This is a genomic window from Arthrobacter sp. 10T413_2 (assembly GCF_056394205.1).
This window is the reverse complement of the sequence record NZ_JBFTHK010000080.1, coordinates 1-19,170: the sequence shown is the minus strand read 5'-3', so window position 1 is coordinate 19,170 and position 19,170 is coordinate 1. Positions and strand designations below refer to the sequence as shown.

Annotated in this window: 18 protein-coding genes and 2 pseudogenes; 12 read left to right on the top strand and 8 right to left on the bottom strand. The window is 67.3% G+C overall.

The genetic code is table 11. The annotated features are described in order from the left end of the window. The 4 genes and pseudogenes from AC1DBQ_RS13600 to purU all read left to right on the top strand — a co-directional run. Positions 1 to 162 (top strand): annotated as a pseudogene (locus tag AC1DBQ_RS13600) (lipoyl synthase); the annotation flags it as partial. A 19-nt stretch (positions 163 to 181) separates the two neighbouring features. Continuing rightward, positions 182 to 1,015 (top strand): methylenetetrahydrofolate reductase, encoded by an 834-nt coding sequence (locus AC1DBQ_RS13595; protein WP_476929007.1) that lies wholly within the window; start codon positions 182 to 184, stop codon positions 1,013 to 1,015. After that, positions 1,005 to 2,444, top strand: a complete 1,440-nt coding sequence (locus AC1DBQ_RS13590) for an amino acid permease (protein WP_476929006.1) — start codon at positions 1,005 to 1,007, stop codon at positions 2,442 to 2,444. The genes AC1DBQ_RS13595 and AC1DBQ_RS13590 overlap by 11 nt, the downstream gene beginning before the upstream one ends. A gap of 3 nt (positions 2,445 to 2,447) precedes the next feature. After that, a complete protein-coding gene (gene purU, locus AC1DBQ_RS13585) occupies positions 2,448 to 3,353 on the top strand; it encodes a formyltetrahydrofolate deformylase (protein ID WP_476929005.1) in 906 nt (301 codons plus the stop codon). Positions 3,354 to 3,448: 95 nt separating this feature from the next. Here the strand turns inward: purU and AC1DBQ_RS13580 are convergent, their stop codons facing one another. From AC1DBQ_RS13580 to acsA, 5 genes are read right to left on the bottom strand one after another with little or no spacing between them, the layout of a single operon-like run. Beyond that, positions 3,449 to 3,691, bottom strand: a complete 243-nt coding sequence (locus AC1DBQ_RS13580) for an acyl carrier protein (protein ID WP_476929004.1) — start codon at positions 3,689 to 3,691, stop codon at positions 3,449 to 3,451. 28 nt (positions 3,692 to 3,719) lie between these two features. Then, entirely contained in the window at positions 3,720 to 5,168 is a 1,449-nt protein-coding gene (locus AC1DBQ_RS13575) for a 2-oxo acid dehydrogenase subunit E2 (protein WP_476929003.1), read from the bottom strand. Then, positions 5,161 to 6,141 carry an alpha-ketoacid dehydrogenase subunit beta gene (locus tag AC1DBQ_RS13570; RefSeq protein ID WP_476929002.1) on the bottom strand — a complete coding sequence of 327 codons (981 nt, stop codon included), beginning with the start codon at positions 6,139 to 6,141 and terminating at the stop codon, positions 5,161 to 5,163. The genes AC1DBQ_RS13575 and AC1DBQ_RS13570 overlap by 8 nt, the downstream gene beginning before the upstream one ends. Beyond that, complete coding sequence (gene pdhA, locus AC1DBQ_RS13565; protein WP_476929001.1) at positions 6,138 to 7,190, bottom strand: pyruvate dehydrogenase (acetyl-transferring) E1 component subunit alpha; 1,053 nt, start codon at positions 7,188 to 7,190, stop codon at positions 6,138 to 6,140. Before pdhA ends, AC1DBQ_RS13570 begins: the two co-directional genes overlap by 4 nt. Further along, on the bottom strand, positions 7,187 to 9,070 hold the full coding sequence (acsA, locus tag AC1DBQ_RS13560) for an acetate--CoA ligase (protein ID WP_476929000.1): 1,884 nt from the start codon (positions 9,068 to 9,070) through the stop codon (positions 7,187 to 7,189). The genes pdhA and acsA overlap by 4 nt, the downstream gene beginning before the upstream one ends. 112 nt (positions 9,071 to 9,182) lie before the next feature. Between acsA and pyrE the strand changes: the two genes are divergently transcribed. From pyrE to AC1DBQ_RS13540, 4 genes are all read left to right on the top strand, one after another. Then, positions 9,183 to 9,767, top strand: a complete 585-nt coding sequence (pyrE, locus tag AC1DBQ_RS13555) for an orotate phosphoribosyltransferase (protein WP_476928999.1) — start codon at positions 9,183 to 9,185, stop codon at positions 9,765 to 9,767. Positions 9,768 to 9,886: 119 nt separating this feature from the next. Beyond that, entirely contained in the window at positions 9,887 to 10,639 is a 753-nt protein-coding gene (locus AC1DBQ_RS13550) for a GAF and ANTAR domain-containing protein (protein ID WP_476928998.1), read from the top strand. 95 nt (positions 10,640 to 10,734) lie between these two features. Beyond that, positions 10,735 to 11,283 (top strand): hypothetical protein, encoded by a 549-nt coding sequence (locus AC1DBQ_RS13545; protein ID WP_476928997.1) that lies wholly within the window; start codon positions 10,735 to 10,737, stop codon positions 11,281 to 11,283. 186 nt (positions 11,284 to 11,469) lie between these two features. After that, positions 11,470 to 12,498, top strand: coding sequence for a thioesterase domain-containing protein (locus AC1DBQ_RS13540; protein WP_476928996.1), 1,029 nt, complete (start codon positions 11,470 to 11,472; stop codon positions 12,496 to 12,498). Positions 12,499 to 12,503: 5 nt separating this feature from the next. On the opposite strand, the gene AC1DBQ_RS13535 is transcribed toward AC1DBQ_RS13540, so the two are convergent. After that, on the bottom strand, positions 12,504 to 13,358 hold the full coding sequence (locus tag AC1DBQ_RS13535) for an HAD-IIA family hydrolase (RefSeq protein WP_476928995.1): 855 nt from the start codon (positions 13,356 to 13,358) through the stop codon (positions 12,504 to 12,506). A gap of 197 nt (positions 13,359 to 13,555) precedes the next feature. Between AC1DBQ_RS13535 and AC1DBQ_RS13530 the strand changes: the two genes are divergently transcribed. The 4 genes from AC1DBQ_RS13530 (at position 13,556) to AC1DBQ_RS13515 (ending at position 17,814) form a co-directional block, all read left to right on the top strand. Further along, complete coding sequence (locus AC1DBQ_RS13530) at positions 13,556 to 14,134, top strand: TrmH family RNA methyltransferase (protein WP_476929008.1); 579 nt, start codon at positions 13,556 to 13,558, stop codon at positions 14,132 to 14,134. Positions 14,135 to 14,218: 84 nt separating this feature from the next. Further along, positions 14,219 to 16,198: a S53 family peptidase gene (locus AC1DBQ_RS13525; protein ID WP_476928994.1), complete on the top strand. Its 1,980-nt coding sequence runs from the start codon at positions 14,219 to 14,221 to the stop codon at positions 16,196 to 16,198. A gap of 168 nt (positions 16,199 to 16,366) precedes the next feature. Then, positions 16,367 to 17,386 (top strand): class II fructose-bisphosphate aldolase, encoded by a 1,020-nt coding sequence (gene fbaA / locus AC1DBQ_RS13520; protein ID WP_476928993.1) that lies wholly within the window; start codon positions 16,367 to 16,369, stop codon positions 17,384 to 17,386. A 2-nt stretch (positions 17,387 to 17,388) separates the two neighbouring features. After that, the gene (locus AC1DBQ_RS13515) at positions 17,389 to 17,814 is read left to right on the top strand and encodes a DUF3151 domain-containing protein (RefSeq protein WP_476928992.1); all 426 of its coding nucleotides are present in this window, start codon (positions 17,389 to 17,391) and stop codon (positions 17,812 to 17,814) included. A gap of 162 nt (positions 17,815 to 17,976) precedes the next feature. On the opposite strand, the gene AC1DBQ_RS13510 is transcribed toward AC1DBQ_RS13515, so the two are convergent. Beyond that, positions 17,977 to 18,609 (bottom strand): uracil-DNA glycosylase family protein, encoded by a 633-nt coding sequence (locus AC1DBQ_RS13510; RefSeq protein ID WP_476928991.1) that lies wholly within the window; start codon positions 18,607 to 18,609, stop codon positions 17,977 to 17,979. A 210-nt stretch (positions 18,610 to 18,819) separates the two neighbouring features. After that, a pseudogene (locus AC1DBQ_RS13505) lies at positions 18,820 to 19,170 on the bottom strand (epoxyalkane--coenzyme M transferase); the annotation flags it as partial.

Here is a 19,170-nt window from a genome sequence, read left to right as displayed (position 1 = left end):
TCCGGACCCCTGGTGYGCTCCTCCTACCGCGCCGGCCGGCTCTGGGCCACCGCGATGCGCAAGAAGGGCTGGGAAATCCCGGCCCAGCTCGCCCACATCGAAAGCTCCGGCAGCACCCGCCAGGAAGCCAGCTCCATCCTCGCCGCGCACGCCGGCGTCTGACACCTGCAGAGGACCAACGATGATCCCCACCAGAATCGAAATCATCCCTTCAGAGGGAATCGTGGAGCAGGTCACGGCCCTGGTGCCCTTGAGCACCACGCTTACCGTCACGTGCCTGCCCCACCACGGCATCGAGCGGACCATGCGTGCCGCCGTGCAGCTCAGCCTGCACGGCTATTCCGTCATTCCGCACCTCGCGGCGCGGAGTCTGCCCGGCCGTGTCGAGCTGACCGAAATCCTCCGCGACTGCGATGTTGCCGGCATCGGCGAAGTGTTCGTGATCGGCGGAGACCGGAAGCAGCAGGCCGGTCCGTACGAGTCCGCCCTCCCGGTGCTGGAAGACATTGCGCAGTACACAGGCGGTGTGATGCGGGCAGGTGTTGCGGGGTACCCGGAGGGCCACCCCTCTGTGGGTGCCCTGGACCTCGTGGACGCCCTGCTGGCCAAGCAGCACCTCGCCACGCATGTCGTCACGCAGATGTGCTTCTCCGCGCCGAAAATCCTTGACTACACGGCGCTCCTCCGCCGGGAAGGCGTGCAGCTGCCCGTCTGGGCCGGGGTGGCGGGGGCCGTCCCGCGGACCAAGCTGGTTTCCCTGGCCGCGCAGATCGGCGTCGGAAGTTCCCTGAAGTTCCTCAGCCGCAAGKGGCCGTTGGCACGCAAGCTCCTGAGCGGGGACAGGTACTCGCCCCAGAGTCTGGTGACGGGTCTGCAAAGCCAGCCCGGCAGCATCGCGGGCATCCACCTCTACAGCTTCAACAATCTTGACGCGGTCCTTGACGGGCCGGATCAAGCGTTAACCCCAGCAGCACTTCAGCCGGCATTGATTCGAAGGGCAACCCGTGACAACTAGAGTCGTAACTTCCCACCAGGAGCCGCACCTTGAGCGGCAGCTCAGCAACCGGCACATCCAGCTGATCGCGATCGGCGGCGCCATCGGTACGGGCCTGTTCATGGGCTCGGGCAAGACGATTTCGGCGGCCGGACCCTCCGTCATCTTCGTGTACATGATCATCGGCTTCATGCTGTTCTTTGTCATGCGGGCGATGGGCGAACTGCTGCTCAGCAACTTGAACTACAAGTCCTTCAGCGACTTTGCCGCGGACCTGCTGGGCCCCTGGGCAGGCTTCTTCACCGGCTGGACCTACTGGTTCTGCTGGGTGATCACCGGGATTGCGGATGTCATCGCCATTGCGGGCTACTCGCAGGAACTCTGGCCGGCGCTACCTTTGTGGATCCCCGGCCTGGTCACCATCGCCATCCTGCTGCTGCTGAATCTGGCGACGGTGAAGGCGTTTGGCGAGACGGAGTTCTGGTTCGCGCTGATCAAGATTATCGCCATCGCGGCACTGATCGTGGTGGGTCTGTTCATGATTTTCAGCGGGTTCAGCTCCGACGCCGGACCGGCCAGTTTCAGCAACTTGTGGAGTCACGGCGGCTTCTTCCCGAATGAATTCATGGGCTTCGTGGCCGGTTTCCAGATTGCCGTGTTCGCTTTTGTGGGCATTGAGCTGGTGGGCACCACGGCCGCCGAGGCCAAGGACCCGGAGAAGAACCTGCCCAAGGCGATCAACTCCATTCCCATCCGTGTGCTGCTCTTCTACGTGGGCGCCCTCATCATCCTGATGTCCGTCATCCCGTGGACCCAGTTCCAGGCCGGCCACAGCCCCTTCATCGCCATGTTCTCACTGGCCGGCCTGGGTGCCGCCGCCACCGTGGTGAACCTGGTGGTCCTGACCTCGGCGATGTCCTCGGCCAACTCCGGCATCTACTCCACTTCACGCATGGTGTACGGACTGGCCCAGGAGGGTGACGCTCCGGGCGTGTTCGGCGGGCTCTCCCGGCGGAAGGTCCCGCAGAACGCGCTGTTCCTCTCCTGTGTGCTGCTGCTCTCCGGCGTGGTGCTGATGTACGCGGGACAGGACATCGGCAAGGCCTTCGACATGGTGACCACCGTGTCCGYTGTCTGCTTTGTTTTCGTGTGGTCCATCATCCTGGCCAGCTACATCGCCTTCCGCCGGCGCCGCCCGCAGCTGCACGACGCGTCCAAGTTCAAGATGCCCGGCGGCATTCCCATGGTCTGGGTTGTCTTCGCTTTCTTCGGTTTCGTGCTCTGGACGCTGACCACACAGCCTGACACGCTCACGGCACTCCTATTCACCCCGGTCTGGTTCATTTTGCTCGGCATCGCGTGGTACATCCTGCGCCGCCGCCCCACGCACCTGGCCCGCTACGCGACGTTCCACGCCGAACTCGCCCGGGACATGGAACAGGAAGCCTGAGCAATGAACACCACACAGGCGACGGGTTCCACCCAGGAACCCCTGGAACATACAGCCACGTCCGAACACGTGCTCACTCTCGACTGCCGGGAGTCTCCCGGCATCGTCCACGCGATCTCGGGGTTCCTGCTGGACCACGGCTGCKACATCATCGACAACAAGCAGTACGGGGACCGCGGGGAAGGGCACTTCTTCATGCGCGTCCACTTCTCCTCTKCCCCGGAGGCCTTCAGCACCGAGCAGCTGCGCCGCGACTTTACGGTCCTGGCGGAGAAATGGCAGATGAACTGGCAACTGGAACCGCACGGCCGCAAACGCCGTGTCCTGGTCATGGTGTCCAGGATGGGCCACTGTCTCAATGACCTTCTGTTCAGGGCACGGACCGGCGACATCCCCGTGGAAATCGTCGCCGTGGTCTCCAATCATCGCGATCAGGAGGGACTGGTGCAGTGGCACGACATCCCGTTCTTCCACCTGCCGGTGACCAAGGACTCCAAGCAGGAGGCCGAAGCCAGGCTGCTGGAAATCGTTGACGAATTCGACGTGGAACTCGTGGTCCTGGCCCGCTACATGCAGGTCCTCAGCGACGGACTATCAGCCAAACTCGCGGGACGGACCATCAACATCCACCACTCCTTCCTGCCGAGCTTCAAGGGTGCCAAGCCCTATCACCAGGCCTACGACCGCGGGGTGAAGACCGTGGGCGCCACCGCCCACTACGTCAATGCCGAGCTGGATGAGGGGCCGATCATCTCGCAGCAGGTCATCGACGTGGACCATACGTACACCGCCGACGACCTCGTGGCGGTGGGCAGGGATGCCGAGTGCGCCGCCCTGCGCAATGCCGTGCGCTGGCACTGCGAGGGAAGGGTCCTGCTCCTCGGCAGCCGGACCGTCGTCTTGCGCTAGGACAGGTCCTGTTGGTCGACCGTCGCCACCGTCGATTGCTCCGTAACCGCCCTTTAGAGCCTCCAAAAGGGCGGTTACGGAGCAGTCGCTGGGGGTTAGCCGTGGGCCGCGAGGTAGCCGATCAGGCCMTTGACGGTGGCGACGGCCGGGTAGTCGCGCTCCGGAATGTCCACGCCGGTGGCCTTGTCGATGGTTTCCACGAGCCGCAGGAAGTCCAGCGAATCGAGTTCCAGGTCCTGGCGCAGCCGGGAGTCCTCGTCGACGTCGTCGAAGTCGACGTCGGGGGCCACTTCGCCGATCGCGGCGTGCACGGCCGCCCGGGMGTCCTGTTMGTTCATGGTTCCTCCGCTTTCCTGGCGTTGGGTGTCACAGATGCTCCGGTTCTTGCAACAGCTCGTTGATCAGGGCCAGGTAGCGGCCGCCGCGCAGCCCGTCGCTGACCCGGTGGTCCGCCGAGAGCGTGGCAATGACAGCGTGCCGGACCCCGAGGAGCCCGTTTTGGGCCCAAGGCTGTTCCATCACGCGGCCAAAGCCCACCATTGCGACCTGGGGCGGGTAGATCACACCGTAGACACTGTCCACGCCGAGGTCTCCGAGGTTGGTCACCGTCAGCGTCGGATCGGCCATCTCGGCGCGCAACAGACGCCCCGCCCGGGCCCGGCTGACAAGATCCCGCAACTGCTCCATCAGCACGTCCAGGGACAGGGTGTCGGCGTCGTGGATGGCGGGGGCCACCAGGCCGCCCTGTCGCAGGGCCACCGCGACGCCCAGGTGCACCGCCGCACTGGGCCGGAACCCGCCGTCGTCGTAGAAACCGTTGACTTCGGGGACTTCCTTGGCCGCGAGCGCCGCCGCCTTGAGCAGGAGCGCCGAGGGGACCAGCCGGGCGGCGACGGGCCGGTGCGCGTTGACGGACTGCATCCACTCGACGCCGGCCCGGAGGTCCAGCGTGGTGCTGAGGTAGTAATGCGGGATGGTCTGCTTCGAACGCGTCATCAGGGCGCCGATGGCGCGGCGCAGGCTGGCCACGCGCTCGCGGGCCTCCGATGACGGCTTCCCTTTAGTTGGTGCTTCCGGTTCCGGCAGAGCGGGTGTGGCTTCCGGCCCGGAAACCGCGACGGCGGCCTGCGCGACGGCGGCCTGCGGGAGGACGGCCCCCGGGGGACCGGCTTCGGGACGCGCCTCCGCGGGCCCTGCCGGCGGAACGGCTGCTGCGGCGTCCTGCACGTCGGTCACTGTCACGGCGCCGTCCGGGCCGGTGCCGGTCACGGCGGAAAGCTCGATCCCGAGTTCCGCCGCGAGCCGCCGGGCCCGCGGCGTGGAGCGCACCCTGGCCGCGCTGCCGGGCCGGGTMGCCCTTGCATGTTCCACATCCGCCCGCGTGATGGCGCCGGCTTTACCGGTGCCATGGATCGTGCCGGTGTCCACGCCCAGCCGGTGCGCCAGATGCCGCACCGGCGGCGCGATCGGGGGACCGGCCGTGGTCGCGGGTGCTTCCGGAGCTTGAGGCTTGACCGCGGGGGCTTTCGACGGCGCCCGCGGCGGGGGCGCCTCATGAACCGGTGCCCCCACCTCGGCGGGGGTCTGGGTGATCCGGKCCAGCGGGGTTCCCACTGGAACRGTTTCGCCGATGCCCACCAGGAGATCTGCCACGACGCCCTCCTGGAAGGACTCCACATCCATGACGGTCTTGTCCGTGTCCACGACTGCCACAAGGTCGCCGCGGCGCACGTAGTCACCGGGCTTGACGAGCCATTCGACCAGCTTGCCGTGCTCCATGTCAGCCCCGAGCGAGGGCATGAGGAAGTCACCCACCGGTGTCCACCGTGGCCTTGGCGGCGGCGACGATCCGTGCTGCGGAAGGCAGGGCGGCCAGCTCGAGGTGCTTGGCGTAGGGGATCGGCACCTCGGCGCTGCAGACCCGGCCCACCGGCGCGTCGAGGTCAAAGAACGCCTGCTCGGTGATCCGGGCGCTCACCTCGGCCGACAGGCTGCCGCTGCGCCAGCCTTCATCGACCACCACGGCCCGGTGGGTCCGGGTCACAGATGCCATGATGGCGGCGTCGTCKAGCGGGCGGAGCGTGCGCAGGTCCAGGACCTCGGCATCGATCCCGCCGGCCGCGAGCTGTTCCGCGGCGTCGAGCACGGCGGKGAGGGTCCCGCCGTAGGTGATCAGCGAGACGTCGTTGCCGGGGCGCCGGATGGCGGCCGTGTCGATGTCTACCGGTCCGGCGTCGTCGTCCAGTTCCCCGGGGACGTTGTACAGCGAGCCGTGCTCGAAGATCAGCACGGGATCCGGGTCCTGAAGCGCTGTCCACAGCATGCCGCGGGCGTCTTCGAGGGTAGCCGGGGCGAGGATCCGCAGGCCCGGAATATGCGCGTACCAGCCCTCGAGGCTGTGCGAGTGCTGGGCGCCGAGCTGGCGGCCCGCCCCCGTGGTCATCCGGATCACGAGCGGCACGTGGAACTGCCCGCCGGACATGTGCAGCAAGGTGGCGGCGTTGTTCACGATCTGGTCGAGGGCCAGGAGGCTGAAGTTGACGGTCATGATTTCCACGATCGGGCGCATACCGCCAAGCGCGGCCCCGATCCCGGCGCCGACGAACCCGGACTCCGACAGCGGGGTATCGCGGATCCGGTCCGGGCCGAACTCCTCCAGCAGGCCCAGACTGACCGCGAACGAGCCGCCGTAGGCGCCCACGTCCTCGCCCATCAGGAACACGCGTTCGTCGCGGATCATGGCGTCGCGGATGCCTGCTCGGAGCGCTTCGCGGTAGCTGGATTTCATGGCGCGCCGGTTTCCTTCCCTGCAGGCTTCGTGCMGGTGCCGGTGCCGTCTCCGACGCCGCGCTCGCTGTACACAAAGCGGGTCAGTTCCTCCACCGGCTCCGGTGTTCCGGCCTCGGCGAAGTCGACGGCGGCCGCGATTTCCGCCTGCGCGTCCGCCTGCAGCTGCTCCCACTCGGCGGCCGAGAGCTGGCCCGCGGACTCCAGCGCGGTCCGCAGCAGCGTGATCGGGTCCCGCTCCATCCACCGCGCCACCTCGTCCTTGGCCCGGTAGCGTTCGGKATCGAACATCGAGTGGGCCCGGAAGCGKTAGGTCCGCAGCTCCAGGAAATGCGGGCCGCCGCCGGATCGGAYGGCGTCCACCGCGCGGCGTGCGCCCTCCTGGACGGCCAGGACATCCATGCCGTCCACGGCCCATGCGGGGATCTCGTATGCGGCGGCCTTGAGGGCGATGTCCGTCTGCGATTCGGAGCGGGCCAGGGCGGTTCCCATGGCGTAGAGATTGTTCTCKCAGCAGAACAGGACGGGCAGCTGCCACAGGGCCGCCAGGTTCAGGCTCTCGTGGAATTCGCCTTCGGCCACCGCACCTTCGCCGAAGAAGCACGCCGTGACATTGGAGCGTCCCGCCATCTTGTCGGCGAGCGCCAGTCCGACGGCGAGCGGCAGGCCCCCGGCGACGATCGCGTTCCCGCCGAAGAACCGGGTGGCGGCGTCGAAGAGGTGCATTGATCCGCCGCGCCCGCGGCAGCACCCTTCAACGTAGCCGTACATTTCGGCGAGGATCGCCCCGGCCGAGACGCCCCGCAACAGCGCGTGGCCGTGCTCGCGGTACGTCGCGACCACGGCGTCCTCCGGTCCCAGGGACGCCAGGACGCCGGCGGCGACGGCCTCCTCGCCAATGTAGACGTGCAGGAAGCCGCGGATCTTGGCGGCGCTGTAGAGCTCGACGCATTTCTCTTCGAGCTGGCGGACGCGMAGCATCTGCAGCAGCAGGTGCCGGCTGTGGGCCGCATCCACGGCGCCCCCGCCCAGGCCTGGGGTGCCGGTCATTTCGGTGCCCGCTCTGTGCCGGCTGGATCGGTGCCGGCCAGCCCTGTGTCGGGCTGCTCCGTGCCGGCCGCGTTCGGCGGGGGCGACTCGATGGTGGAAGTGTCACCCTCGGGCAGCCCGAGCTCGCGGGCCTTGAGCAGGCGCCGGAGGATCTTCCCGCTGCGGGTCTTGGGCAGCGCGGTGGTGAAGTCGAGCAGCCGCGGCGCGACGGCGGGACCCAGCCGCTTGCGGGCGAAGCCGATGATCTCCAGCGCCAGCTCCCCGGACGGCTCCCAGCCGCTCCGGAGCTCAACGAAGGCCTTGACCACCTCGCCCGCCACCGGGTCCGGGACCCCGATCACGCCGGCTTCGGCCACGGCCGGGTGCTCCATGAGGGAACTCTCCACCTCGAACGGGCCGATCAGGTGCCCCGAGGACTTGATGACGTCGTCGCCCCGGCCCACAAACCAGTAGTAGCCGTCGGCGTCGCGCTTGGCCAGATCCCCGGTCAGGTACCAGCCGCCCGCGAAGCAGCGGCGGTAGCGCTCCTCCTCATGCAGGTAGCCGCGGAACATGGAGGGCCAGCCGGGCCGGAGGGCCAGTTCCCCCATGGTGTCGGGGGCCGTGACCAGCACGGCTTCGCCGTCGCGGATGACGGCCTTGCCGTCCGCGTCCCGGACCACGAGGGCCGCTTCAACGCCGGGGAGCGGCCGGCCCATGGAGCCGGGCCGGATCTCGGTGGCKGCGTAGTTGGAAATCATGATGCCGCCCGTTTCGGTCTGCCACCAGTTGTCATGCACCGGCTGGCCGAAGGCCTCCTGCCCCCACACCACCACCTCCGGGTTGAGCGGCTCGCCGACGCTGGCGACGAAGCGCAGGGCGGAGAGGTCGTGTCCCGCGGCGCGGTCGGCCCCGGCCTTCATGAGCATGCGCAGGGCCGTCGGGGCCGTGTACCAGACCGTGACCCGCTGTTCGGCGAGGATCCGGTACCACCGGTCCGCGTCCATTTCCTCCTCGTCCACGACGGCCGTTACCCCGTGGCTCAGGGGCGCGATCACGCCGTACGAGGTTCCCGTGACCCAGCCGGGGTCTGCAGTGCACCAGTAGACGTCATCGGGGTGCAGGTCCAGGGCGAAGGTGCCGGTCGCGTGGTGGGCGGTAACGGCGTCGTGCACGTGGATGGCGCCCTTCGGGGTTCCGGTGGTGCCGGACGTGAAGTGCAGCAGGGCCATGTCCTMCGGCTGGGTGGCGGCKATGTCCCAGTCCGGCGGGGCTTCCCGCATGAGGGCGGCGAGGTCCAGGGTCCCGGGCTCGGGATMGCCGTCGGCGTCGATGAGCAGGACGTGGCGCAGGTCCGGGAGCTGCCCGCGCAGCTGCGCGATTTTCTTGCGGTACAGCGCCCGCGTGGTGACCAGCGCCCGGMCGGAGCCCAGCGTGAGGCGCTGCCGCACGGGCTCGGGGCCGAACGCGGAGAACAGCGGGCAGAACACGCTTGCGTTCTTGAACGTGCCGAGCACGGCGATATACAGTGCGGGCCCGCGGCCGGTAAGGGAGAAGACCCGTTCCCCGCGGCCGACGCCGAGGCTGCGGAGGACCCCGGCGAAGCGGTTGGTCTGTTCGGCGAGTTCGGCGTAGCTCAGTGAATGGGTGCTGCCATCGGCGCGGACAAACCGCAAGGCCTCGCGGCCGGCGCCGCTGCCGGCCGCGTGCCGGTCCACCGCCTCGTAGGCGATGTTGAGGCCGCGGCCCCCGGGGAGTCCGGACAGTGCACGGCGCCCCTCATCCCAGGTAAATGCCGCGCACGCCGCGTCATAGTCCACCAGGTTCGGCCGGATCCGGAAACTGCCGATGTCTTTGGTGATCGCCGGCCAGCGGATGGATGGTTCGGTTCCTGCCGTCATGGTTCCATCGGACTCCCGTGCGCCGGTGCCGCCAAGAGTAAAAGGTCCCGGCCCCCGACATATGGGCGGCCGGCTGGGAATCGGCGGCGGACCAGCCACTAAACTGGGACCCATGACTGCCACCCGTGACTTCGCAGCCGACGCTGCCTCTGCCCGCGCCCGACTCCTGGAACTGATMAAGGAACTGGCCGTCGTCCGCGGCAAGGTCATCCTCTCCAGCGGCGCGGAGGCGGACTACTATATCGACCTGCGCCGCATCACCCTGCACCACGAGGCATCCAAGCTGGTGGGGCAGGTCATGCTCTCCCTGATGGACGACGCCGGGATCGACTTTGAGTGCGCCGGCGGGCTCACCATGGGGGCAGACCCGGTGGGCACCGCCGTCATGCACGCCGCCGTCGACGAAGGCCGCCCGGTGGACGCGTTCGTCGTCCGCAAGGCGCAGAAGTCCTACGGCATGGGCCGCCAGGTGGAGGGCCCCTCGGTCGAGGGCCGCCGGGTCCTGGTCCTGGAAGACACGTCAACCACCGGCGGCTCCGCGCTGACCGCCGTCGAGGGCGTCCGCAAGGCCGGTGGCAATGTCGTGGCCGTCGCCGTGATCGTGGACCGCGACACGGGAGCCAAGGAAAAGATCGAAGCCGAAGCCGGTGTTCCGTACCTGTTCGCGTTCGGCAAGGACGAACTGGGCCTGAGTTAGGCGTTTCACCGGCGGCGGACACGTATGGACCGTGCTTTGGGGGTGACTTATCATTTCTTAAATACCCCCATCGGTACCCGCCTCTGGAGAAACGCGCCGTGCTTCCGCCCAATGAAGATTTGACGACTGATTCCATCAGCACTGTCGATCAGGTCCAGAACCTGATCCTGGACAGTGCTGACTTTGAAGAGTTCCTGAACGAACTCGCGCGTTTTTCCGCGCACCAGGTGGCCGGTGAGGGCGACGACGCGCTGTGCGGGATCACCCTGCTGCGGGACCGGAAGGCAGCGACGATCGGCTGKAGCAGTGAGTCTGCCCGGGAAGTGGACGAGATCCAGTACCGGCTGGCCCAGGGGCCGTGCCTGACGGCGGCGCAGGAGGAGCGCGAGGTGTACGTGCCGGACCTTTTTGAGGAAGACCGCTGGGGCCCCGACTACGCCAACGCCGTCGCCTCGCACGGACTGCGCTCGGTGCTCTCCGTGCCGTTCCACCTCCAGGGCGAAGCCCAGGCCGCCTTGAACCTGTACTCGGACGTGCCGCGCAAGTTCGACGGCGACGTCGCGGCCCGGGCGCGCGACTACACCCGGCAGATCTCGCAGGCGCTGCGCATGGCCGTGCGCTTTTCCCTGCACACGGACAGCGCCACGAACCTGCGCGCCACCCTCGAGTCCCGGACCGTCATCGACATGGCGATCGGGATCGTCATGGCGCAAAACCGCTGCGACCAGCAAACCGCGGTCCGGATCCTCACGGACGCCTCCAGCAACGGCAACGTGAAGCTGCGCGACATCGCCACCTCGCTCGTACAGTCCGTGGGCGGAACCGATACCCGGACCCACTACGAGGAGCCGGGCCGGCGCCAGGCCGGCTAAACCGGCAGTAACCTATGACTTGTGCCCAACCAGCGGTGCGGATACGCTGGTTGCGGTTGAGCCGTCGGCCATAGACATCCTTATTTGGAGTACCTATGGACCAGTCACTGCAAGCCCACGTCAAGCTCGATGTCGTTTCGGACGTCGTCCGGATTGACGTCCGGGGGAGCCTCACGCAGATCTCCCGCCCTTCCCTGATGCAGATCATTCAGCGCGTCCGCCGGATGGGCATCACCGCGCACATCCGCGTCGACCTCGGCCGCGCCGCGTTMGTGGAATCGTCGGCGCTGGCTGGCCTGCGCAACGACCTCAACGCGATCGATGGCGGAAGCGCCGGCGTGGAGACCGCTGGCATACCGGCGTCCGGCAGCGGCGTTTCCCTGGAACTGACCGCGCGCTTCGATGACCCCGCCGCGTTGCAGACACTGGACATGTCCGGAGAGCTCATGGCCTCGGTGGACGCCTCGGGCACCCGGCGGTTGACCCGGTTCTCCGACGACGAACTCCTCGCCGCGAGCGACTCCGTCTTCGGCCTGCTGGRCGACCCCGCCGGCATGGCCCGCGCCGAACTCCTGGCGACCTATGACGAGATCGGCATGGAAATCAGCCGCCGCGAGGTCGGCCGCGAGCCCGAACCCGCGTAGCCGGTCAAGGGTCCGGACGTCGGTTCCGACGGATCCGGACKGAAGCCCGGACGGTGCCAGCGGGGCCMGGGACGGCACCGAGGACTGTGCTCMGTCCCGGCTTCCGTGCGGCGTTCCAATCCTTCAGGGTGGCCCCGTTTCTCTTCCCCGCCGGAGCGTGGTTACGGTAGTGATGTGCAGGCTGAGATGGAACCGAACCATCCGCGAGGCCCCGGTTCTGCCGAGGCCCGCCTGCTCCGCCACGCCGTCGAACTCAAGCGGTTTTCCCGGCGCACGTTCCTGGTCGGCGCCGGGTCCGCGTCACTGCTGGCGGCCGACATGCTGTTCACCCAGCGCGTGCAGGAGGAGCGGCGCGTCAACCGGATCCTTGAAGTGAAGGACGACGTCGCGGAACGGTATTTTCCCCACGCCAGCTGGATCCTGTTCCCCGGCTACAAGACGAGCTGGGAAGAAGCCCTGTGGATCCTGAACGCCCTGCGAGGCTCGCTGAACAAGCGGGCCCAGCTGGCCGCCGTCGGGTACTCCAACGAGGGGCTGGACATCGATGAGGTGGTGATCGCCGTGATCGAACACGTCCGCGCCCACCAGCTCACCACCCTCTATTTCTACGGCCACAGTTTCGGCGGCATGGTGGCAACCCAGGTGGCCGCCCGGCTCCGCGAGCTCCACGGCGTCGAAGTGGCGTTCATCMTGCTCGACTCCAGCCCCGCKAGCCGGTATGACGTGCTGGACCAGAGCTGGTTCGAGGGCGTGGTGCTGCTCTACGAGAGCGGCTTCCGTTTCMCCACCGTCCTGCGCGGCGGCTACGAGCTCGGCGAGAGGATGCTGCACAAGAATGAGCGCAGCTGGAGCCAGATCCTGGACCAGACGCTGGAGCAGTTGTCGCCAATCGCGCCTTCCAGCGTGCTGATCCAGTMCGAATCCGCCTTCATCTACCACTTTGACGCCGGCAGGTTCGTCGGCAAGCTCGGTGGCACGAAGATGGCCTTCATCGGCAACCCCCAGGACCAAACGGTCGACTACGAGACCGCCCGGGACGCGTGGTCACTGACCTTCAAAGCCAACATGGTCTCGGACAATCTGCGCACCGACGGGGCCAAGCCGGAACACGCCAGCCCCGGCTGGAGCCCGTTCGTCTACCGCCCCATCATCGAAAAACTGCAGGACGATTTCTTCCCGCTGCCCACCGGCGGCGGGAAGAAAGCCGTGGTCTGACGGGGTCAGATCTGGTTTTTGAGGTCCGCCACGGAATTCAGGATCTGGTTCGGCCGGAACKGGTACGCGGCGATGTCGTCCCGGTGGGTGATGCCGCTGAGCACCAGCACCGTGTGCAGTCCCGCTTCCATGCCTGCGATGATGTCCGTGTCCATGCGGTCGCCGATCATGGCCGTGGTTTCCGAATGAGCGTCAATCTGGTTCATGGCCGAACGGAACATCATCGGGTTGGGCTTGCCCACGATGTACGGTTCGCGGCCMGTGGCCTTGGTGATGAGGGCCGCGATGGCCCCGGTGGCGGGCATGGGGCCGTCCTTCKACGKGCCGGTGGCGTCCGGGTTCGTGGCGATGAAGCGGGCGCCGGCCAGGATGAGGCGGATCGCCATGGTGATGGCTTCAAAGGASTAGGTGCGGGTCTCGCCGAGCACCACGAAGTCCGGGTTCTGGTCGGTGAGGATGAAGCCTGCCTCGTGGAGCGCCGTCGTGAGCCCTGCCTCGCCGATCGTGTAGGCGCGGTTCCCCGACTCCGAGCMGCGGACCTGGTCCTTGAGGAACTGGGCCGTGGCCAGGGCCGAGGTCCAGATGTTCTCCTCGGGGATTTCCAGGCCGGAGGAGCTCAGCCGGGCCGCGAGGTCCCGGGGCGTGAAGATCGAGTTGTTGGTCAGTACGAGGAACCGCTTGGAGGTATCCACCCAACGCTGGATCAGCTCTGACGCACCCGGGATGGGCTGGTTCTCGTGGACCAGCACGCCGTCCATGTCCGTCARCCAGCACTCGATTTCCTGGCCGCTGCGGTACATCGAAGCCCGGGAACGTGCCTCTTCTKACTCTGTCAGCTGGTCTTCGCGCTCTTCTGCCATGGTGTCCTCCGCCGTAAGTGTGCCGCTTCCAGAGTCCAGTCTAATGTTGAGGCGTGACTGAACCTGAGATCCMCCGCGCCGCCGGTGCAACGCCTGACGCCGACCCTTCGGCCGACTCGACGGCACAGACGGCGGCAGTAACTGCGACAGAGACAGAACCCAAGCCGGAGGTCGGCGTCGGCCCCTGGGACGGCGATCTGCCGGTGGGGGAGCACTGGGACCCGGACCTTCTGGCGGACGGCGACCGGCGCAATGTGGTGGATAAGTACCGCTACTGGAAGCACGAAGCGATCGTCGCGGACCTGGACTCCCGACGCCACAACTTCCACATCGCCATCGAGAACTGGCAGCACGACCTCAACATCGGCACAGTGGTCCGGACTGCCAACGCGTTCCTGGCCAAGGAGGTCCACATCATCGGACGACGTCGCTGGAACCGGCGCGGGGCCATGGTCACCGACCGCTATCAGCACATCCGCCACCACCCCACCGTAGAGGACTTCGTGACCTGGGCGCAGGGGGAGGGGCTCGCGATTATCGGGATCGACATCTTCCCGGATTCCGTGCCGCTGGAGACCTACGAACTGCCCAAGGACTGCGTCCTCGTCTTCGGGCAGGAAGGCCCGGGCCTGACCGCGGAGGTCCACGACGCCGCCCTCGCCACGTTGTCGATCGAGCAGTTCGGCTCCACCCGGTCCATCAACGCCGCCTCGGCCGCGGCCATCGCGATGCACGCGTGGATCCGCCGCCACGTGTTCGGGCAGATAGTTTCCTGAGGCACCTATAGTCAGATCGACTTTTGCCTTTTAGGCTCTGGCCTGTGTGGGCGCAAAGGGCGCCCGCCTAGGGGAAGACATCTCATGAAGAAGGTCTCAACTTCGCATTCCCGGCGCGCCACGCGTCTGCTGGCCCTTGGAACTTCACTTGCCTTTGCCGTCGGCCTGACCGCGACGGCCGCGGTCGCCGCCCCGCCGACGCCGCCGCCGTCGAACAACTATCCGGGTTCAGTGCCCCCGTGGGCAGGCTCCCGCGCCAAGACGGGCATCCCGCTAAGCAATACGACGGTCGAGGGCGAGATCTACCTGAACCTCGCCGACGCGGGAGCAGCCAAGGCGTTTGCGACGGCCGTGTCCACGCCGGGAAGTCCGCAGTACCAGCAGTACCTGTCGCCCCCGGACTGGATCGCCAAGTACGGGCCGGCCAAGACCGACGTCGCTGCGCTCGTTGACTACCTGAAGGGGCAGGGCATGGTGGTCACCTCGGTCCCCGCGACCGGCCTCTACGTGGTCTTCCGCGGCACCGTCGCCCAGATCAATGCGGCTTTCAGCACGACAGAGCAGACCTATGCCTTCCAGGGCCAGAACCTGATCGGCCCGTCCACCGCTCCGTCCCTGCCGGCGAACCTCGCCGCCAAGGTCCAGGCGGTCTCCATCGACCAGGGACGGCTGCTCACCCGCCCCTCGCTGGCGACTCCCGGCGGGTCTTCGGACCAGGCCCAGACATCAGGCAAACCCGTCGGTGCTCCGCCGGTGGATGCGCCGTGCTCCAACTACTGGGAACAGAACAAGGTGACCGTTCCTGCGGCGTACGGCGCGACGAGCTTCGGCACCGCCATCTGCGGCTACACCCCGTCGCAGTTGCAGGGCGCCTACGGGGTGACGTCCCCGTCGACGGCCGGAGCGGGCCAGACTGTGGCGATCATCGACGCCTATGCCTCGCCGAGCATCGAATCGGACGCGAACACGTACTCGCAGAAGAATGGTCTTCCGGCCTTCAAGACTGGGCAGTACCAGCAAATCGTGCCGGATTCCCGGTTGTTCATGGACCAGGCCCTGTGCGGACAGCCCAGCGGCTGGCAGGGTGAGCAGACGCTCGACGTCGAGGCCGTGCACGGACTCGCCGCCGCCGCGAATATCCTCTATGTCGGGGGGAACAACTGCGGCGCGGGCATCGACGTCGCGATGTCCACCATCCTGGACCAGAAGCTCAGCACCATCGTCAGCAACAGCTACGGCTACGTGGGCGAGGCGGTCTCGCCGAACGCGCTGATGGGCATGCAGAACCTTCATCTTCAGGCGGCGGGCGAAGGCGTCGGACTCTACTTCTCCAGCGGCGACAACGGCGACGAGAAGGCGTCCCTGGGCTACACGTCTCCGGACTTCCCGGCCAGCTCGCCGTTCGTCACAGCAGTCGGCGGAACCAGTCTGGCGGTCGGACGGAACAACGATTACCTCTTCGAAACCGGCTGGGGAACCACCCGGGACCGGATCGTCCAGAACCCCGACGGCAGCCTCAGCTACGCCGGCGCCCAGCCGGGTGCGTTCCGCTTCGGCGCCGGCGGCGGAATAAGCGCGGTGTTCGCCCAGCCCGGCTACCAGCAGGGCACGGTCCCGGCCGCGCTGGCCAACGGCTACCGGGTCTCCCCGGATGTCGCCTCCCTTGCCGATCCCTACACCGGCTACCAGGTGGGGATCAGCCCGATCACCAACGACCACGCACTGAACACCAGTTCCTATCAGACGACGCAGTATGGCGGAACCTCGCTGGCCTGCCCGCTGACGGCGGCACAGATGGCGATCGCGCAGTCCGCGACCGGAAAAACGGTCGGCTTCGCCAACCCTGCCATCTACGCGGCGGCGAAGGCGGGCGGCTCCGGAGCGCGGGACGTGGTGCCGCAGTCCAGTCCCCAGGCCATGGTCTTCTCCAGTCCCATCAGCGGCGCCAGCTATCTGGTCGGCACCGACAACGACACATCACTGTCGACGTCGTCGGGCTATGACGACGTCACCGGCGTCGGCAGCATGACCGTCCCGTTCGCGACGAGCATCGCGGGACAGTAGCCGCACKACGGCGCACCGCCAGGGGCGGCCGCATAACACGTATACCTGCGGCAGTTGCCGGGCCCGGKAACATTTCCTGGACCCGGCTTCACGTATTCGGCTCCGGGGCGCACGTGGCTAGGATGTACATAGCCATGTAGCTACCACTGCTTTCGACGAGGAGTCAGCATGCCCATTGCAACCCCCGAGATCTACTCCGAGATGATCGACCGAGCAAAGACGGGCGGCTTCGCATTCCCGGCCGTCAACGTCACGTCCTCCCAGACCCTGAACGCKGCCCTGCGCGGCTTCGCCGAGGCCGAGTCCGACGGCATCGTGCAGGTCTCCACCGGCGGTGCGGCTTACTGGTCCGGAGCCTMCACCAAGGACATGGTTGCCKGCTCCCTGGGCTTTGCGGCCTTCGCCCGCGAGGTCGCCAAGAACTACGGCGTCAACATCGCCCTGCACACGGACCACTGCCCCAAGGACAAGCTGGACGGCTTCGTGCTCCCGCTCCTCGCCGCGTCCGAGGCCGAGGTCAAGGCCGGCCGCAACCCCCTCTTCAACTCGCACATGTGGGACGGCTCCGCCGAGACCCTGCAGGAAAACCTCCGCATCGCCCGTGAACTGCTCGAGCGCACCGCGGCCGCCAAGATGATCCTCGAGGTCGAGATCGGCACCGTCGGCGGCGAGGAAGACGGCGTCGAGAACGCCATCAACGACAAGCTCTACACCACAGTCGAGGACGCCCTGGCCACCATCGACGCCCTCGGCTCCGGCGAAAACGGCCGCTACATCACGGCCCTGACCTTCGGCAACGTGCACGGCGTGTACAAGCCGGGCGGCGTCAAGCTGCGCCCGGAGATCCTCAAGGACATCCAGGAGCAGGTGGGCGCCAAGATCGGCAAGGCCAACCCGTTCGACCTCGTCTTCCACGGCGGCTCCGGCTCCTCCGAGAAGGAAATCGCCGACGCCGTCTCCTACGGCGTGATCAAGATGAACATCGACACCGACACCCAGTACGCCTACACCCGCCCCGTGGTGGACCACATGTTCCGCAACTACGACGGCGTCCTGAAGGTCGACGGCGAGGTCGGCAACAAGAAGCTCTACGACCCCCGCGTCTGGGGCGCCTCCGCCGAGGCCGGTCTGGCCGCCCGCGTGGTCGAGGCCGCTCAGCAGCTKGGCTCCACCGGCAAGACCTTCTAGTCATGTCCGACGAGTTCCGCAAGAACCTGATGGGTCCCGAGCCCACGCTCCTGCCTGCCGAGACTGAGATCTACCAGCACCTCGCGCTCGGCCAGGAAGCCCTGGACCTCGTGGCGAAGTACCCCACCTCCTCGCTCCTGTGGGCCATCCTGGCCGAGRAGKCGTGGACAGAGGRCCGCACCATCGATTCCTACGCGTACTCGCGGGTCGGCTACCACCGCGGCCTGGATTCGCTGCGCCGCAACGGCTGGCGCGGCGTGGGACCGATCCCTTGGGAGCACGAACCCAACCGCGGCTTCCTGCGCGCCCTCTACTCGCTGGGCCGCGCGTCCGCCGCGATCGGCGAAGCCGAAGAGCCGGAGCGGATCGAAAAGTTCCTCAACGATTCCGATCCCGGCGCCAAGGCCGCCATCGAAGCCCAAGGCTGAGACGGCGCCAGACGACGCAACGCGGGGTCACCTGCCGCCCGTTCCCATAACCGGGACGGGCGGCAAGTGACCCCGCGTTGTGGTTTAAGCCAAGGATCAACGACCGACGGCGGGCCCCACCGTGAGGTGAGGACCCGCCGTCGGCGGATTCGCGGGTGGGGGTCAGCTGGCCTTGGCCAGACCCGTCCGGGCCATGGCATCCGCGTAGGCCGTGTGCATTTCCGCCAGGTACTCCTCCTGGCGCACMGGGGTCCCGGCGAAGGCGCGGCCGCTGAGCGAGCGGACCTTGTAGGTCTTGAGGCCGCGGCGCCAGATCATGGGCACTTCGGTCTTGAGCAGCAGATTGGCCAGGCGGTTGGCTTCGGTGCCGTGTGCCACGATCACCGAGGCGCGGGGCACGAGGGCCAGGAACTTCAGCAACGGCTTGAGGCCGGCGGAAATCTGGTCCGGCGTGAACTTGCCGTTGGCCTCGCCGGGGACGTACCAGGGGTGGACGTTCCACGGCATGACGAATTCGGGGCGCAGGCCCAGCTTCCACTGGATGCCGAGCATGCGGGTGGCCGCCTCGTCGTCGCCAGCGGTGATGAAACCTGACGCGTCCGCGGTGCCGATGTTGGAGTAGAGGCTGATGATGCGGCACTCATCGACATCGTGCATGGGGTCCACATAGGGGACAGCGGTGCCAGCCTTGGCTGCCTGGAGAGCGTCACAGAGCTCATTGACGGGGGCGACGTTAGGTTCGTACCGGCGGCTCAGGAGCTCTTCGCGGAAATTTTCAGTGGCCAGGGCTGTCATATGTTGCTGGGTCTCCTGCGGGATTGGCAAAGCTGCCACACCGGACGCGGGCACGCCGAATACAGGGCATGAAGAGCATTGGTGTGGTTTGAAAATGTGGTGTGGACCGATTCGTGACCGATCCTTATCAGTCTATCAAGCCCCGCGAAATGCAGCACCGGCCCGTGCCCCGGCGGCCCGGCCGGCGCCTTGGCGGCGCGGCGGGGGCGGCTACCAGAGGCGCCTGGTGGCGCGGCRGGCGCCCTCGCCGAGGGCCTCCAGCTTGGCGTAGGCAATTTGCGGATGCACCCTGCCGCCCAGCCCGCAGTCGGTGGATGCGATCACGTTCTCTCGTCCCACGAGCTCCGCGAAGCGCACGATCCGGTCCGCCACGAGGTCCGGGTGTTCCACGACGTTCGTGGCGTGGGAGACGACACCGGGGATGATTACCTTGCCCTCGGGGAGCGTGGTGTCTTCCCACACCCGCCACTCGTGCTCGTGCCGGACATTGGCCGCTTCGAAGGAGTAGCCGCCGGCGTTGACCTGCAGGACCGAGCCGACGATGTCCGCGAAGGGGATGTC